This window comes from Actinosynnema sp. NPDC059797 (assembly GCF_042732085.1).
Classification (GTDB): domain Bacteria; phylum Actinomycetota; class Actinomycetes; order Mycobacteriales; family Pseudonocardiaceae; genus Actinosynnema.
The window spans coordinates 1-13,540 of sequence record NZ_JBHWIE010000140.1 but is presented as its reverse complement, the minus strand read 5'-3'; the positions used below and the strand labels follow the sequence as shown (position 1 = coordinate 13,540).

Annotated in this window: 15 protein-coding genes; 5 read left to right on the top strand and 10 right to left on the bottom strand. The window is 70.8% G+C overall.

Annotated features, from left to right (window positions below; genetic code table 11):
* The 8 genes from ACFV4N_RS26020 to ACFV4N_RS25985 form a co-directional block, all read right to left on the bottom strand.
* The coding region (locus tag ACFV4N_RS26020) for an HAD family hydrolase (protein WP_499675217.1) at positions 1 to 723 on the bottom strand (723 nt) is incomplete at its 3' end.
* A gap of 113 nt (positions 724 to 836) precedes the next feature.
* Positions 837 to 1,394 (bottom strand): DUF2165 family protein, encoded by a 558-nt coding sequence (locus ACFV4N_RS26015; protein ID WP_499675216.1) that lies wholly within the window; start codon positions 1,392 to 1,394, stop codon positions 837 to 839.
* A 27-nt stretch (positions 1,395 to 1,421) separates the two neighbouring features.
* Positions 1,422 to 1,727, bottom strand: a complete 306-nt coding sequence (locus tag ACFV4N_RS26010; protein WP_499675215.1) for a YciI family protein — start codon at positions 1,725 to 1,727, stop codon at positions 1,422 to 1,424.
* Positions 1,724 to 2,458 carry an AfsA-related hotdog domain-containing protein gene (locus tag ACFV4N_RS26005; protein ID WP_499675214.1) on the bottom strand — a complete coding sequence of 245 codons (735 nt, stop codon included), beginning with the start codon at positions 2,456 to 2,458 and terminating at the stop codon, positions 1,724 to 1,726. The genes ACFV4N_RS26010 and ACFV4N_RS26005 overlap by 4 nt, the downstream gene beginning before the upstream one ends.
* A gap of 35 nt (positions 2,459 to 2,493) precedes the next feature.
* A complete protein-coding gene (locus tag ACFV4N_RS26000) occupies positions 2,494 to 2,757 on the bottom strand; it encodes a phosphopantetheine-binding protein (RefSeq protein WP_499675213.1) in 264 nt (87 codons plus the stop codon).
* Positions 2,751 to 3,527 carry an SDR family NAD(P)-dependent oxidoreductase gene (locus ACFV4N_RS25995; protein ID WP_499675212.1) on the bottom strand — a complete coding sequence of 259 codons (777 nt, stop codon included), beginning with the start codon at positions 3,525 to 3,527 and terminating at the stop codon, positions 2,751 to 2,753. The genes ACFV4N_RS26000 and ACFV4N_RS25995 overlap by 7 nt, the downstream gene beginning before the upstream one ends.
* Positions 3,527 to 4,900: a class I adenylate-forming enzyme family protein gene (locus tag ACFV4N_RS25990; RefSeq protein WP_499675211.1), complete on the bottom strand. Its 1,374-nt coding sequence runs from the start codon at positions 4,898 to 4,900 to the stop codon at positions 3,527 to 3,529. The genes ACFV4N_RS25995 and ACFV4N_RS25990 overlap by 1 nt, the downstream gene beginning before the upstream one ends.
* 277 nt (positions 4,901 to 5,177) lie before the next feature.
* Complete coding sequence (locus ACFV4N_RS25985; RefSeq protein WP_499675210.1) at positions 5,178 to 5,861, bottom strand: helix-turn-helix transcriptional regulator; 684 nt, start codon at positions 5,859 to 5,861, stop codon at positions 5,178 to 5,180.
* A gap of 215 nt (positions 5,862 to 6,076) precedes the next feature.
* On the opposite strand from ACFV4N_RS25985, the gene ACFV4N_RS25980 reads away from it, so the two are divergent.
* From ACFV4N_RS25980 to ACFV4N_RS25960, 5 genes are all read left to right on the top strand, one after another.
* On the top strand, positions 6,077 to 6,676 hold the full coding sequence (locus ACFV4N_RS25980; protein ID WP_499675209.1) for a TetR/AcrR family transcriptional regulator: 600 nt from the start codon (positions 6,077 to 6,079) through the stop codon (positions 6,674 to 6,676).
* A gap of 162 nt (positions 6,677 to 6,838) precedes the next feature.
* Entirely contained in the window at positions 6,839 to 7,996 is a 1,158-nt protein-coding gene (locus tag ACFV4N_RS25975; RefSeq protein ID WP_499675208.1) for an MFS transporter, read from the top strand.
* A complete protein-coding gene (locus ACFV4N_RS25970; RefSeq protein ID WP_499675207.1) occupies positions 7,993 to 8,730 on the top strand; it encodes a hypothetical protein in 738 nt (245 codons plus the stop codon). Before ACFV4N_RS25975 ends, ACFV4N_RS25970 begins: the two co-directional genes overlap by 4 nt.
* Positions 8,731 to 9,079: 349 nt before the next feature.
* Entirely contained in the window at positions 9,080 to 9,832 is a 753-nt protein-coding gene (locus ACFV4N_RS25965) for a pentapeptide repeat-containing protein (RefSeq protein WP_499675206.1), read from the top strand.
* A gap of 1 nt (position 9,833) precedes the next feature.
* Positions 9,834 to 10,277, top strand: coding sequence for a hypothetical protein (locus ACFV4N_RS25960; RefSeq protein WP_499675205.1), 444 nt, complete (start codon positions 9,834 to 9,836; stop codon positions 10,275 to 10,277).
* A 196-nt stretch (positions 10,278 to 10,473) separates the two neighbouring features.
* Here ACFV4N_RS25960 and ACFV4N_RS25955 read toward each other — a convergent pair whose 3' ends face one another.
* Together ACFV4N_RS25955 and ACFV4N_RS25950 are read right to left on the bottom strand one after the other, a co-directional pair.
* Complete coding sequence (locus tag ACFV4N_RS25955) at positions 10,474 to 10,674, bottom strand: hypothetical protein (protein ID WP_499675204.1); 201 nt, start codon at positions 10,672 to 10,674, stop codon at positions 10,474 to 10,476.
* A 19-nt stretch (positions 10,675 to 10,693) separates the two neighbouring features.
* Positions 10,694 to 13,540: RHS repeat-associated core domain-containing protein (locus tag ACFV4N_RS25950; protein WP_499675203.1), on the bottom strand; the 2,847-nt coding region annotated here is incomplete at its 5' end.

The window sequence follows — 13,540 nt, the reverse complement described above, 5'->3', positions numbered from 1 at the left end:
GCCGCGACGCGAGCCCCACCCCCCGCGCCGCAGGTGCGAGGTCGGGTGCGGTCCGGCGGTCGCGGGCAGCACGGGCCACCCGGCCGTCGCCGCGACCGCCTGCAGCGCCGGATCGTTCGCGATGACGTGAGGCCGGCCCACCGCCTGGAGCATCCCCAGGTCCGTGTGGTGGTCCCCGTACGCCGCGCACCGGGCCGGGTCGACGCCCAGCGCGGCCATGGTGGACCGGACCGCGGCCGTCTTGTTCCGCCCGATCATCGGCGTCGGCACGTCGCCGGTGTAGCGGCCGAGGGCGTCGACCACGGGCTCGCTGCACAGGGCCAGGTCGGCGCCCAGGTCGGCCATCAGCGGGTCGAGGACGGGGCGGAACGACCCGGTCACCAGCACCACGCGGTCACCCGCCGCCCGGTGCGCGGCCATCGCGGCCACGGTCGCGGTGACGAACGCGTCCGGGCGGCGCCGGTACCGCTGGTACCACTCGGCGCCCACCGCGCGGACCTCGGCGGCCGGGACGCCGGCGAACCGGCCGTAGTAGGACCGGTTGATCTCCGTGCGGTCCACGCCCGCGTCGGCCATGGCGCGCACCTGGCGCATGACCTCGGCGTGGGCGCTGCCGTCGTCGCCGTGCTCGGCGAGCCAGAAGGCGAGGAAGTCGAACATGCTCTTGACGCGGATCACGGTCTCGTCGACGTCGAAGAACGCGATCCCGGAACTGGTATCCACGGTAGACTGTCCTTTCCGGACTTAAAGGGTGGTTCGACCTGGTGGTGCGCTGAACAGCGGCCCGCCGCCGCCCGCGCCGAGGGGGCTGACGAGCGGCGGCGGACCGTCCCCGGTCAGCCGACCGGAGCCTCCAGGCGCTCGGCGGGCGCGGTGGCGGGCGACTCGGTGCGCTCGCCGGCGACGTTGACCAGCACCGCGACCAGGCTGACGATGATCAGCAACGTGAGGTGGACCTGCTGGACCTGCCCCATGAACAGCCAGTACCCGAACCACATGCCACCGGCCAGGAAACCCGCGGGCAGCACCAGCGCCGCCGCCAGACCCCGGTTGGCGCGACGGGTGAACTCCTGCGGCCGCCCCGCACCGCGCAGCGCGCGGACCCCGGCGGGCAGCGACCGCGCCAGCAGCACCACTATGAACGCCTCATATAAGATCACCCCGACCAGGGCCGCCGCGGCCAGGCCGCCGGGCAGCGCCCGCCACTCCAGGCCGTTGCCGCGCACCGGGTCCTCCAGCAGCGGGCGCATCTCGAACATCTGGCGGATCAACGCCTCGTTGGTGCCGAAGTCGGTGATGTTGTTCAGGGTGATCAGGCCGAGCCAGACGGTCAGCCAGGCGGTCGCGACCAGGCGGATCAGTTGCAGCGCGCGACCGGGCACGTGCTCGTTCATGGTTCCGGGCTCCTCGGGGAAGAGGTTTCAGGTCAAGGGGTTGGGCGAGTTCGCGGACTGGGCGAAGGCGTGGACGCGGACCTCCCCCCACACCCCCGCGGTGGTGAACGGGTCCTCGGCGACCCAGCGCTCGACCTCGGCCCGGTCGGCGGCCCACAGCACGATGAGGCTGCCGACCGGGGTCCGCCCGTCCTCGCCGACCAGGGGCCCGTAGCAGGCCGGTCGGGTCGTCGAGGCGCGCAGCCGGGCCGAGTGCGCGGGCCGGGCCAGCTCCCGAGCCGCCGCGGCGCCGGGGGCGTCGAGGCAGTGCACGACCCAGAGCGAGTTCGTCACGCCGTGCCCGCCAGCACCGGCTGCTCGACCAGGTGGCGCTTCACCGCGGCCCGCGCGGCCATCGCCTCCTGCTTCTCGCTGAAGCGCTCCGGGATGACCCGGTACTCCGCGCTCACCACCGCCGCCACCGCGTCCGACTGCACGAACTCGACGCGGCAGCGGAACGTCCGCCCGACCGGCGAGTTCCGCACTTCGAGCAGCCGGTAGACCAGCGCGGTCGGCAGCGGGAAGACGTAGCTGTGGAAGGACGAGGCGAAGTCGTTGATCACGAAGCGGGTCCGGTCGGTCCCGTCGACCAGGAACTTCTCGGTGACCGCGGTCCAGGTCTGGCGGGCGGCCTCGGTCAGGGCGATGGCGGGGATGTGCTGACCGGTCAGGTGGTCGTCGAGGGTTTCGGTGTTCTCGTCGACGACCAGCGGGGCGGTGAAGGTGCGGTCGTCGACCTGTTGCGGCTCGCCGATGAGCACGTTGCGCGGGTCGCGCTTGTGCGTCAGGCGCTTGTCGACGAACCCGGCGTGCCCGTGCAGCGAGACCTGCCCGCCGGTGCGCGCGGCCAGCTCGGACAGCTCCGCCAGCTGCGCGGCGGTCAGGCCCTGTCCGACGGTGACGGCCAGCGGTGTGCCGTCGTGCCCGCGCAGCCGCCACAGCAGCGCGGACACGGGGATGGTGCCCCGGTTGCCCAGGAACTCGGCGAAGCGGTCGCCCACGACGACCAGCGACTCGTGCGACATCGGTGCGACTCCAGGTGGTTGGCTCGATCGGTGGGTCAGCCGGCCGCGGCGAGCGCGGCCTCGTAGGCGCTGACCATGTCGTCGACCGTGCGCACGGCGGAGAGCTCCAGGTCGGCGGCGAACGGGTCGACGCCGAGCTCCAGCTCCAGGGCGACGATCAGCCTGGCCAGCATCAGCGAGCTGACGCCCAGCTCCGGCAGCTGCTCGGCGCCGGTGATCGCGGGCGCGTCGCCGGACTCGGCCAGCAGCGCGGTGATCTGCTCGTGGACCAGGGCCCGGACCTCGGTGGTGGCTAACACGTGATTCCTCCGTCTACGACGATGGTCTGCCCGGTCACGAACGACGACCGGGGCGATATCAGGAAACCGGCGACGTCCGCGACCTCGCGGAGCTCGGCCAGCCGGCCCAGCGGCGTGCGCCGCCGGATGCGTTCCCGGTTGGTCTCGGTGACCTCGCCGGTGAGCGCGCTGTCGAAGAACCCGGGCACGAGGGAGTTCACCCGGATGTTGAGCGGGCCCAGTTCGCGGGCCAGGCCGCGGTTGAAGCCGTCGAGGCCGGCCTTGGCCGCGGCGTAGGCCGCCACGCCCCGGTAGCCGCGGATGGCGTTGATCGAGGACACGGTGAGGATGACCCCGCCGGTCTTCGACATCACCCGCGCGCACGCCTGGGTCAGCACGATGGGCGCGAGCAGGTTCACCGTGAGCGAGCCGTCGATCTGCTTGCCCGGCGTGGTGAGCAGCAGTTGCTGCGGCGGCAGCACGGCCGCGTTGTTGACCAGCACGTCGATCCGGCCGAAGCGCCGGGTCACCGCGCGCACGAAGCCGCGCAGCGCGTCCTGGTCGGTCATGTCCACCTCGGACCAGTGGAACCCGTCCGGGTGCTCGGCCGCGCACCGCTCGGTGAACTCGTTGGCGGAACGGCTGAACGTGGCGACCCGGTAGCCGTCGGTGAGCAGCCGCGACACCAGCTCCCGGCCGAGGCCCCGGCTGCCGCCGCTGACCACGGCCACCCGGCCCGACCCGTCGGTCGCGGGTCGCCCGTCGGCCACGGGGTGCCCGGTGGTGGTCATCAGGCGCTCCGGATCTTCTTGAACCGCTCCGAGTGCTGGGCCTCGGTGGCGATCTCGACGACCGCGGGCACCTTGTAGGACTCCAGGCGGCGCGCGCAGAACTCGCGGACCCGGCGGTTGAGCGCGACCCGGTCCTCCGGCTCGATCAGGGTGACCACGGCCTTGACGACCATGCCGGTGACCGGGTTGGGCTTGCCGCTGACCGTGGCCTCGGCGATGTTGTCCAGCTCCAGCAGCACCGACTCGATCTCGCTGGGGTAGACCTTCTCGCCGCCGACGTTGATCAGCTCGGACTTGCGGCCGAGGATGCGGACCCACTCCCCGTCGACCTCGACGGCGTCCTGGGTGTTGAAGTAGCCCTCCTCGTCGAACGGCGCGGGGGCGTTGAGGTAGCCCAGCATCGCCATCTCGGAGCGGATCCACAGCACCCCGTCGACGATCTTGTGGGCGAACCCGGCGTCGCCGAGCTTGACCCACAGGGTGTCGTCGCCGCGCGAGCGGGTGGGGAGGATGCCGAGCTCGGACAGGCCGTAGGTCTGCTTGAACCGCACGTGCGGCAGCCGGGCGTTGAGCGCCTTGAGCGTCTGCAACGGCATCGGCTCGGTGCCGTAGGTGATCATCTTCAGGCTGCTGGTGTCGTGCCGCTCGTGGGCGCCGGAGAACAGCACCATGTTGAGGAAGGTCGGGGTGGTCGGCAGGACCTCCACCCGGTGGCGCTCGATGGCCGCGAACACCACGTCGGCGGTGCGGTCGGCGACGGTGACGACGGTGCCGCCGTTGACGAGGGTGTGCATCAGGGTGTTGACCCCGCCGATGTGGTCGAGGTTGAGGAACGACAGGATGCGGTTCGGCCTGCGCCTGCCCTCGTAGCGGGCCAGGACCTTCTCGAAGTCGAGCACCGAGGCCTTGCTGCGGCCGGTGGTGCCGGAGCTGAACAGCACCAGGCCGGGGCGGCCCGCGGCGCGCAGCCTGCCGTACAGCTCGTGCTCGGCGCGCACCCCGGTGCGCTCGAAGGACCAGTCGTCGCCGTCGACGGTGATGGTGGCCTCGACCTCGGCGACGGCCAGGAACTCGGTGCGCTTGGCGGCCGGGACCGCCGACAGCGGCACCACGATCGCGCCGCGGGCGATGAGCGCCAGCAGGCCCGCGCAGCCCTGGGGGGAGTAGGGACCTTCGAGGGTGACGACGTCGCCGGCGCGCACACCGCGCCCGTCGAGCCTGCCGTCCCAGACGTCGACCAGGCGCCGCAGGTCCGCGTGGCTGTGCGTGCGGCCGTCGAACACGACCGCGTCGGCGTCGCCGAAGGCGCCCATGGCCTCGATCAGGCGGTGCGCGTGCGGCGCGTCCACCCGGTGCGCGGTGGTGGTTTCCATTCTCGGCTCCCGATGGTTGGTGATTCCCCGTTCTCACTTCCACCCAGAACACTATGGATCGCGACTATTGCCGACAATTGCCCGATATCGACCACGATCGGTGTAGTAATACGGGGGTGCCCGTTCGGGCACCCCCGCCGGTTGTGGCGGGCGCCACATTCGCCGAATCGGTTCGAACGCCACCGCGGCCCGAAAAGCAATGAGGCGGGACCCGACCACGGGTCCCGCCTCTGAATTCAACCGATGCGACCGCTTCCCCCGAAGTCACGGGCCGCGCCTACAAGGCGACCGCGGCCGGCTGCACCTCGCACAGCCCCAGGCCGAGGGCGAGCGCTACCGCGCCGGTGCGGTTCGCGCAGTCCAGCTTCGCCAGGATGTTGGCCACGTGCCGCTTCGCGGCGTGTTCGCTGACCACCAGCCTGCGGGCGATCTGCCGGTTGCTCATGCCCTGCACCAGCAACGTGAGCACCTGCTGCTCCCGCGAGGTGAGCCGGGGTTTGCGGGGGACCGCCGCCTCGGCGCCGTCCGCCTGGGCGAGCAGGGCGCGGGCCAGCCGCGCCGGGATCGGCATCTCACCGCGCGCCGCCGCTTCGAGCAGCGCGGGCACCGTGTCCGCGGCCAGCTCCGTGGTCAGCAGGAACCCCACGGAGGGGCACTGGGCCAGCCGCCCGGCGACCGCGGTCGAGGCCGTGTCGTCCGGGTCGACCAGCAGCAGCACCCGCAGCCCCGCGCCCGCCGCGTCCAGCAGCACCGCCGGGTCCTCGACCTCGCGGACGGCGGCGACCAACAAGGACCGGGCCTCCCGCGCGGCGGTCACCGCGCCGGGCAGCGCGTCGTGGTGGCGGATCGCCCCGCCCCACCCGGCCGCGTCCAGAATGCGCTCGATACCGAAGCGCTGGATGTCGTTGCGGATGACGACGACCAGGTCGGTACGAGCGCTGTCTAAAGCACGTGTGTTCATCTCGAGTTCCCCCTCGGCTGATTTTCGCGGTGCAGCGGTTTGCCACGTGTGGACCGGAACCGCGCTCACGGTCGGAGCGCCTCGATGCGCATCCGGGCTGCCACTTCCCTCGCTCTACCAGCGGGTATGGCCTGCGTTGAACGTAACCGACCGAACCTGGAGTGTCAACCAACTGGATGGTTGGGTTAAAGGAACGCATCGTTTAGCCTGGAAGGATGACAACGACGAAGGCCTCGAACCCCACCCGGGAGCGACTGCTCGCCGCCGCCCGTGAAGAGTTCTCCCTGCACGGCGTGGCGGGCGCGCGGGTCGACCGCATCGCCGAGTCCGCCGGCGTCAACAAAGAGCGCATCTACGGCCACTTCGGCAGCAAGGACCGGCTCTTCGACGCGGTGGTGGCCGCCGCGCTGGACGAGATCGCGGCCAGCACCCCGCTGACCGAGGACGGTGACCCGGCCGAGTACGTGGGCCGGGTCTACGACTTCCACCGCAGCGACCCGACCCTGCTCCGGCTGCTGCTGTGGGAGGCCCTGCACTACCGCGAGACCCCCCTGCCCAACGAGGGCGAGCGCGCCGAGCACTACCGGCGCAAGGCGGAGACGCTGAGCCGCAGCCTGGGCAAGCCGGTGTCCCCTCGGGTCGCGGCCACGCTGCTGACCCTGATCGGGCTGGCGGCCTGGCCGATCGCGGTGCCGCAGATGGCCCGGTTGATCATCGGCGAGCCGACCGACGCCCCGGAGTTCGCCGTGCTGATGCGCGCGCACCTGGTGGAGTTCGCGCGCAAGGCGCTCGCCGCGGAAGGGCACCAGGGCTGAGTTCCCGCATCCACCCAACCAACTAGATGGTTGACATCCAACTAGTTGGTTGGTTCCATGGTTCCCATGTTGCGACTACCCACCAGAGATGCGCACGCGCGCCCGGCCGTCTCGCGGTCCCCGGCGGACGGGGCACGGGCACCGTTCGCACCACCCCTCTTCGTGCTGTGCCTGACCGGAGTCCTGGTCGTGGGGCAGCTCTACGCCGTGATCCCCTTGTACGGCCGGCTGGCCGAGTCCTGGGACGTCTCCTCCTCCGCGGCGGGCTGGACCGCGACGACCTTCGGGCTGGGCTACGCCGCGGGCTTCCTGCTGTTCGGCCCGCTGGCCGACCGGTTCGACCGGCGCGGCCTGCTGGTCGTCGGACTGGTGGCGACCGCGGTCACCACGGCCGCGGTCGCGGCGGCCCCCGACCTGACCACCGGGAGCGCCGCCCGGGTGGCCCAGGGCCTGGCGGCGGCGACCTTCGCCCCGGCCGCCTTCGCCTACGTCGCGCGGCACGTCGACCCGGACCGCCGGGTCACCGCCATGACCTGCCTGACCAGCTCGTTCCTGTCCGCCGGCGTGCTCGGGCAGGTGTACTCCCAGCTGCTGTCGGGACTGGGCTGGCGGGCGGTGTTCGCGATCTCCGGGATCGGCCTGGTCGGCTGCGCGGTGCTGGTGCGCCTGACCCTGCGGCGGGACGCGGGCACCGGGTCGGCCTCGCTCGGCTCGGTCTACCGGACCATGGGCGGGCTGACCTCCAACCCGGTCGTCCTGCTGCTGCTCGGGGCCACCGCGACCGTGCTGAGCAGCTTCGTCGCGGTCTATACGGCGCTGCAGCTGGCCGGCCCGGTCGGCATCGCGGGCGACAACGGCGCGCTGCTCGGCCTGCGGGCCAGTGCGCTGCCGGCGATGGCGATCGTGCCGCTGGCCACCCCGCTGCTGGTGCGGCTGGCGGCCGGCACCCGGGTCGCGGCGGCCCTGGCCCTGGCGGCGGTCATCGCCGCCCTCACCGCGCTGGTCTCGGGCGGCGGCGGACTGACCCCGGTACTGACCGGCCTGCTGCTGTTCCCCCTGGTGCTCGCGGTCGTGGTGGCCGCGCCCGCGCTGGTCGAGGCCCTGGGCGCCCAGGCGGGCCCGGCCCGCGGCGCCGCGGTGGCGCTCTACACCTTCGCCCTGTTCGTCGGCGCCAGCCTGGGGTCCCCCCTGGCCTCGGCGCTGCTGGACGCCGACGTCCTCGGCGGCGGCTTCGCCGGCGTGGTCGCGGTGGTGTCCGGGTTGTTGGCCGTCGGCGCGGCACTGGCCGCGGCCGCTCACCGAAAGGCGGTCCGGTCGTGAACCGCAGGGTCCTGGCCTGCACCGCGGCCGCGCTGCTCGCGGCGGGGTGCTCGACGGAAGCCACCGTCGACCCGCGGCAGGCGGGCAGTCCACAGCAGACGACGGGGAGTGCCGTGCCGACCGAAGTCCCCATCACCGCGAACGACGCGGCCGCCACGGCGATCGCCGCCCTGGCCCGCACAGGGACGTCCGTCCCGGACGGCTGGCGCCCGGTCTCGATCCGCCACGAGTCCCACGACGGCCGCCCGGTAGACGTGGTCCGGTTCCAGCGCGACGAACCCGCGCGCCCCGGTGGCGAGCACATCACGGTCGTCGTCGACGAGGAGGCGACCCTGCTCGGCTACACCCGCATGGTCGCCGACGCGCCGGCCGACCCGGGGGACGCCGATCGGGCGCGTGAGCGGGCCCTGGCCTGGCTCGACGGTTTCGCCGCCGACTACGCCACCGGCCTGACCGTCGCCTGGGTCGACCGGCACGACGAGACCGTCGTGGACCCGACCGGCGCGGAACGGGTCGTGACCGGCATGAAGGTCAAGGCACACCACGACGACGGCCTCTACGCCTGGGTGATCGTCGACGGCGCCGGCCGGGTCGTCACCTACGAGCGCGACATCCGCTGGGACGGCCGCGCGGGCAGGCGCGGCACCGAGATGTGGCTGCACGACAAGTGGATCGCGGCCCACGACGACCCCGCGGCGCCACGTCCGGAAGCCCCCTACGCCGTCGTGGGCTGATCCGGTGCGGTGGTGCCCTTCCTGCCGGTCAGACGGGACCCTTCCCCCGCCCCGTCTGACCGGCGCCCGTGAGCACCGGCGCGCGCGACGGCGTCCTTCAGCCACCTCGCGCCCCTTGAGGTGACGCTCTGTGCCTCGGTAACGTCCCGGTAATCCCAGGGGAGTGCGCCTCCCCGCTGTCGGTGTACCAGGTGAACGTCCGTGTGGCGGGGAGCTGCCGCACCCCACCGGCCTGATCCGCACCGGGCGGTCGAATTCGCCGGAAGACTGTCCAGGCGTTGTACGCTGCGCCCGGGCAACTGCCCGGCATCACCGGTCGACGTCGGATCAATCGAAATATCGGAGGGCGATGAACCTCGAGCAGCGGGTCGATGACGAAGGCCTGCTCGTGCTGCACGCCGTGGATCTGACCGATGTCACCTTCCCCGCCGAAAGAATAAGATCCCTGGGTATCGGCGTCGGCAGCAGGCTCGTCCGTTGCGACCTCCGCGGACTCAGGCTCGAAGGAGGCGGTTTCGGTAGCGGTTCCGAGATCAGCCGGTACGAAGACTGCGTGTTCGACGGTTCACGGCTCGTGGGCACCCTCCCCGGTCGCGCCACTTTTGTCAGGTGCTCATTCAGGGACGTCTCCTTCCGTCAAGTGTTCTTCCAGGATGCCGAATTCGTGGACTGCGTCTTCAGTGGGTCGATGGAGAAGGTCGTTTTCAATGCGAAGCCCACCTCGGCAGAGCAGTTGGGTAGGGTGAAGAACGTCTACCGTGGTAACGACTTCACGCATGCGGAGATGTTCGACGTAACTTTTCGAGGTGGTGTCGACCTGGATCTCCAAAAGCTGCCGAGGGATCCTCGTCTTGTAATCATAAAGAACGCCGGACGTCGGATCGAAAGGGCTTTCGAGTTTTTCTCCAGAATGCCTGACGGACCTGTTCGGCGCAATGCTACGATGGTTCTTGAACTGCTGATGGAGGAATGTGACAATGGGCAGGACGACCTGCTCGTGAGTCGCGAAGTACTTGGTGAGAACGCTATGCTCCTGATCGAAGCCATCGGCGACTCCGCCAACAGCGACAACATCATCACTACGTTCCGGACTGGCAGGTGACATGCCCTTCTTCACCTTCTCCGTGGACGACGACCCACCTCACAGCGGTTTCTCCCTGGGGCACTTGGACGTCTCCGGCAGTCACGGAACCGCCACCACGAGAGGGCACGTCCCGGACGAGCGGTTGATGGCCTACCTGGCCGCAGCGCAACTGCTGTGGGACGTCCGGGTGTTGGTCGACGCAGGTCGGGGCAGGAGGAAGTTCGTCGGGACGGACTCGAGCTTCACCTTGTTCTTCAGGCTGAGGAAGGCCAAGGTGGAGACGCTGCACGGCGGGCAGGTCATCGACGTGTCCACCGTGGACGACCTTCGGGCGGCGGTCTTGGACGGTGCCCGCAGCCTGTACGAGTTGGGCTTCGCCGAGATCGAAGAGGACCGCGAGCCGTTGGACGACTTGTCTTCCGCGATCACGAAGTACGAGAGCTGGCGCCCCTCCCGCTTCTGACGGGCACAGCGCTGAGATCGGGTACGGCCGCCACGTCGCTGCCGTTCGGCAGACCTGTCACGCCCATCCGGGACCCCGGGAGGACGGACGGCACGACCCAGGTGGTCGTGCCGTCCGGTCGAACAAGGGGGTCACCGGCGCGGACCCCCGCGATGTCTGCCGCGCACACCGGACTCGGCTGACGTCCCGGGGCCTGTCAGCGACGCCGTTTCCTCACGATCCCCTTCGCCCTCTTCTCGGCGATGGACTTGCGGCCGAAGTAGACCACCCCCGTGATGACGACGGCGAGCCACAAGGGGATGGACACCGCGAGCGGGATGATGCGGTTGATCAGCAGGAACAGGGTGACGGCGAAGGCGACCAGGTAGGTCGTCCACGCGGTGGCGTCCCTTGTCATCGGTCTCGTCTCCCGGGTGTCAACAGGTGAATGTGGCCGCCACCCCGATCCCGATGCTCATCCCGAGGAAGAACCACCCGCCCGCACCGGCGAACAGGGCGAGCCCCGCGATCCCCACGCCGGTCGACATGCCGACGGCGGCCAAGCTGCAGACGGTGGTCTGGCTGAGGGCGCCGGTGGGGTCGCTGTTGTTGATCGGGTCGCCTTGGGCGTAGTTGTAGGGGTTGGGTTCCTGTCCGGTGGGGTCGGGGGAGCGGAAGCGGGCGTAGGACGGGTCGTAGACGCGGTGGCCCAGCAGGTGGTGACCGCGCTGGAGCTGGTAGGCGCCCAGGTAGCGGAACGGGTTGGCGTTCGCGGCGGCGCCCGTGGCGGTGACCACGCCGTAGGGGCTGTAGCTGTACTCGGCGGCGAGGTTGCCGTTGGCGTCGACCAGGGCCAGGACGCTGCCCTGGTGGTCGGTCACCGCGCCGTAGCGGGTGCCGGCCGGGGTGGTGAGGGTGACCAGCAGACCGTCGGGGTCGCGGCTGTAGCCGGTGCGCTGGCCGTTGTCCACGGTCTCTGTTACCCCCAACGCCGTGCGGGTGAACACGTGGGTGACCTGGCTGCCGCCGGTGGGGGTTTCGACGATGGTGCGGGGTTGCGTCTGGTCGCCGGTGTCGTAGGCGAACTCCATGACGCGGTTGGCGCCGAGGTCGCCGGTGAGCAGCTGGTTGGTGGGGCTGTAGGTGAAGGAGGAGACGGGGTTGGTGGTGGACTTGTAGTTGCCCGCGCCGTCGAAGGCCGCGTTCACGTCGTTGATCTTGGTGTACTGGTCGGCGGCGTTGACGGTGTAGGTGCGGCCCTCGCCGGAGAGCACGTTGGTGGCGTTGTCCAGGGTGTAGCTGCCGGTGCCGGCCCGGGAGAGGCGACCGAGGGCGTCGTAGGCGTAGTCGGTGACGACGGTGGAGGCGGAGCCCGTGACGGTCTTGGCCTGGATCTTGTCGGTGTCGGTGCCGTCGGGGCGGGTGTAGCGGTAGGTGAACTCGCGCAGGGGGAACGCCGCGTTCGGCACCTGCCGCACCCTGATCGAGGTGGTGCGCCCGGAGGCGTCGTAGCCGGTGTCCTGCACCGCCTTGCCGCCGGGGAAGGTGGTCTTGGTGCGCCGGTCGTTGTCGTCGTGCTCGAACGCGGTGGTGCCGCCGTGCGCGTCGGCCAGCGAGGTCAGCCGGTCGGCGGCGTCGTAGTGGTAGGTGGCGGTGCCCGACGGGGTGGTCAGGGTCTTGAGGTTGCCGACCTTGTCGTAGGTGTAGGCCACCGCCTCGGTGCCGCGGGTGACCGAGGCGAGCTGGTTGCGCCCGTCGTAGGTCATGGTCCGGGTGACGCCGGGGACCTGGGTGGAGGTCAGGTTGCCGTTGGCGTCGTAGGTGTTGGCCTGCCGCACCGTGCTGCCGTGCTTGACCGACACCACCCGGTCGAGGCGGTCGTAGGCGTAATCGATGCGCACGCCGTTGCCGTCGGTGACGCTGGTGACCCGCGAGAGCGAGTCGTAGGTGTAGCCGGTCGTGCCCATCGGGGCGGGCGGGGCGACGGTGGTCAGGTTGCCCGCGGTGTCGTAGCCGTAGGTGGTGGTCGCGCCCTTGCCGTCGGTGCGGGTGGCGACCAGGCCCCGGCTGTCGTAGGTGTAGGTCTCGATGTCGGCGTTCAGGCCGGTGGAGCGCACCTTGGTCAGGTTGCCCCGGCTGTCGTACTCGCGGGTGCCCTGGTTGCCCGAGGCGTCGGTGACCTGCGTGGGCAGGTACGGGTGCGCTGAACTGGTGTAGCCCACCGCGGTCGTCGCGCCGGTGGGCAGTTCGGTGCCGATGAGGTTGTTGAGCGGGTCGTAAGAGTAGGTGGTGGACTGCGACAGGGCGTCGGTGGTGGTGTTGACGTCGCCGTTGGCGGTCCAGGTCCGCGACTGGGCGTGCCCGAGCGCGTCGGTGGCCTTGGTCTGGCGGCCCTCGTCGTCGAACTCGTGCACCGCGGCGTGTCCGTTGGCGTCGGTGACCGTGGTGCCGTTCCCGTAGGCGTAGGTGGTGGTGGCCGTCGTCCCGCCGGCGAGAGGCTTGGTCAGCGACGTGACCCGCTCGTTGGCCCACCCGAGGGTGTAGACGCCCCCGCGCGCGTCGGTGAGGCGGGTCAGCAGGCCCTCGTCGTCGTACTCCAGCGCGACCTGCTCGCCGTCGCGGTCGGCGAACCGGGTCAACTCGCCGCCGTCGTAGGTGAAGCCGCCGAACGACGACCCGGACGGGTCGGTGATCGCGGTGATGCGGCCGTCGTCGTTGGTGGCGAAGGAGGTGACGCGCCCCTGGGAATCGGTGATCGACGCCGTCTCGCCGTCGGGTGTGTAGTGCATCGTGTTGGTGTTGCCGTTGCGGTCGGACTGCGAGGTGAACCAGCCGTCGGCGTCGAACCGCCACTTCTCCTGCGAGTCGTGGAAGGTCAGGGTGAACGTGCCGTCGGCGGCCTTGGTGAGCGTGGCGTCGATGCCGGGCGGCGAGGTGTAGCCGCCGCCGGTCCGCTCGTCGAAGCTCAGGCAGTAGCCGTTGGGACCGAACAGCTCGACGCTGCCGTTCCACAACCACAACCCCACGCCGCTACCGGTGCTGAGCTGCCAGTTGCCGAAGTCGTCCGAACCCCAGCCCTGGCTGTTGTAGACGTGGTCCACCGACAGGTCCAGCCCGGTGCCGGGCAGCGTCAGGTCACGCGCGACGACCATGACGTTGCCGTTGGACAGGTTGACCGACAGTTCCAGCCGATCGCTGATCCGGTGTCGCTCCATCGGGTAGGACGGCAGCGCACCCGGCCGGTCGTAGGTGGTGCAGGCGATGGTCCGGGCCCCGACCTCGCC